This is a genomic window from Roseomonas chloroacetimidivorans (assembly GCF_049629625.1).
In the GTDB taxonomy this organism is placed as follows: domain Bacteria; phylum Pseudomonadota; class Alphaproteobacteria; order Acetobacterales; family Acetobacteraceae; genus Roseomonas; species Roseomonas chloroacetimidivorans.
In genome coordinates this window covers 1-2,660 of the sequence record NZ_JBNBZS010000220.1, presented here as the reverse complement: position 1 = coordinate 2,660, position 2,660 = coordinate 1, and the positions used below count along the sequence as shown (strand labels likewise).

2 protein-coding genes are annotated in these 2,660 nt (G+C 64.6%); both read right to left on the bottom strand.

The window, feature by feature from the left end; genetic code table 11:
* Positions 1 to 1,421: DHA2 family efflux MFS transporter permease subunit (locus ACO1BU_RS36765; protein ID WP_424140807.1), on the bottom strand; the 1,421-nt coding region annotated here is incomplete at its 3' end.
* 7 nt (positions 1,422 to 1,428) lie between these two features.
* A partial coding sequence (locus tag ACO1BU_RS36760) for an HlyD family secretion protein (protein WP_424140806.1) occupies positions 1,429 to 2,660 on the bottom strand: 1,232 nt, incomplete at its 5' end.

Here is a 2,660-nt window from a genome sequence, read left to right as displayed (position 1 = left end):
ACCTGTGCCTGCCGGGTTACTTCGGCGTCCAGCGTGGCGAGCCCATTCCTGGTCGAGAGATTCCAGAACTGCTCCACTCCCGGCTGCTCGAAAGCCCGGTTCAGCGGCGTGACGTGCTGAACGATCTCGGAATGGTTGATCTGGACGTTCCGCGTCAACAAAGCCTGGCACGCCGAAATGCCGATGGCGCTGCCGACGTTCCGCAAGAGGCTCAGCATCGCCGTGCCGTCGGTGCGCAAGGCGGGATCGAGTGTCGCGAAGGCCACCACCTGGAGGGGGATGAACACGAAGCCGAGCCCAAAGCCTTGCAAGACCGTGGCGAAGGCGAACCCCCAACGATCCACGTCCGGGGTCCAGCCCGTCATTTCCCAGAGCGTCCAGCACATCACGAGGATGCCGAAGGCCATCAGCGCGCGCGGATCCACCCGGCTGGTGAGCCGTCCGACAATGAGCATGGCCACCATAGTGCCGACCCCGCGCGGAGCCATGAGCAGGCCGGCGGTGAACACCGGATAGCCAGCCAGTGTCTGCAGGTAGGGTGCCAGCAGCGCCGAGGTCGCGAACAGCACCACGCCCACGACGAACATGACCAGCAGCGCGGCGACCATGTTCCTGTCGCGGAACAGGCGCGGCGGGATGAAGGGGTTCTCGGCCGTCGCCATATGAACCAGGAAGAGATAGAGGCCGAGACCGGCCAGCACTGCCTCGGTGATGATCTCACCGCTGTTGAACCAATCCTTCAGCTCGCCCCGGTCCAGCATGATCTGGAAGGCGCCCAGGAACAGCGAGAGCACACCGAAGCCGAGCCAGTCGAAGCGCCGCGCCTCACCCGGCTCATCGCGCTGCATGAAGAACAGCAGACCCAGGAAGGCCAGGATGCCGATAGGCAGGTTGATGTAGAACACCCAGCGCCAGCTGTAGTCATTGGTCAGCCAGCCGCCCAGCGTCGGACCCAGGATCGGGCCCACCATCACGCCCATGCCCCAGACGGCCATGGCCGAGCCCCGTTGTTCCGGCGGGTAGATGTCCAGCATGGTGGCCTGGCTGAGCGGCACCAGTGTCGCGCCGAAGATTCCCTGTAATACACGGAACACGACGATCTGCCCAAGCGACTGGGCCATGCCACAAAGCACGGAGGCGATCGTGAAGCCGGTGATCGAGGCCAGGAAAACGTTCTTGCGGCCGAATCGCCCGGCCAGATAGCCGACCGGCGCCATCATGATGGCGGCAGCCACGATGTAGGAGGTGAGGATCCAGGTCGCCTGATCCTGTGTCGCCGAGAGGCCGCCCTGCATGTAGGGCAGGGCGACATTGGCGATGGTGGAATCCAGCGCCTGCATCAGGGTTGCCAGCATGACGCAGACGGTGATGATGCCGCGATAGGGGACCGTCCCACCCGGCGAAGGCGTGCTACTGGGCATCACTGGCTCAGAACAGATCGGACAGGTGACGCTGGTGCCCGGTATCGATGGAAATCACGACACTCATACCGGCCCGTAGCGGAGGATCACCCGGTTCACGGTCGACCTGGATTCGGGCTGGAATGCGTTGGACAACCTTGACCCAGTTGCCGCTGGTGTTCTGCGCCGGCAGGACAGAGAACTGGCTGCCGCTGACCGGGGCAATGCTCTGCAGCCTGCCGTGCCACACGCGGTCCGGGTAGGTGTCCACGGTGACCGTCACCGGATCGCCAAGCTTGGCATAGGTGAGCGCTGTCTCCTTCGGGAAGGCATCCACCCACACATGCTCACTGGACACCAGGCCGAAGGCCGGCGTTGAGGCGGTGAGATACTGGCCAGGCTGCAAGGACGCCACTTGTGTGACCACGCCGGCGAAAGGAGCGCGCAGCACGGTATGGTCGAGCTGACGCTGCGCCTCGTCCACCCGGGCCTTGGCACTCATATAATCCGGATGCTGATCGGTCGGGATCTCCGCCTGGCCATTCAGCTTGGCGAGCTGGACCTGCGCCTGCTGGCGCAATGCTTCAAGCTGCGCCTGGGCCTGCTGCAGACGGAACCGCGCCCGGTCGTAGTCGGACCGTGAAACCGAGTTGCTGCGCACCGCCTGTGCGTAGCGGTCGTTCTCCACCTGTGCCAGCTGCACCTGCGCCTGCTGCGCCGCGGTCTCGCGCAGGATGCGCTGGTAGTCGGCCTTCATCGCGTCAATGGCCAGACGCGTCTGTTCGAGCTGTGCCTTGGCGCCATCGAGCGCGAACTGGAAAGATGCGGGATCGAGCCGGAACAAGATCTGTCCCTGCTTTACGTCCTCGCCCTCATGCACCGGAATCTCCTGCACCACGCCAGAGACGTCCAGAGACAACATCAGCTTGTCGGCTTGCACATAGGCGTCTTCCTCGGAGACATAGCGGCCGCCTGTGAGCCACCAGTACAAGGAACCACCTGCAACCAGCACCAGCCCGCCAAGCATCAGCGGCCAGCGCCAGCGGTTACGACGCGGCTTCTGCTTCTGTTCCTGGTCCCTGCCTTTGGCGTCGCTACGCTCATTGGCCGGCGGTGATGCGCGGTCCTGCTCCTCCGCTCGGCGGCGGACAGGCTCCTGCGCAGGGGCTTCGTCCAGGTTCACCGGGTCGTGTTCACTGACGGGAGGGCCATCGGCAGGGGCCGACATCCGCCGTGCCGGAATGGACGACGAGGACCTCG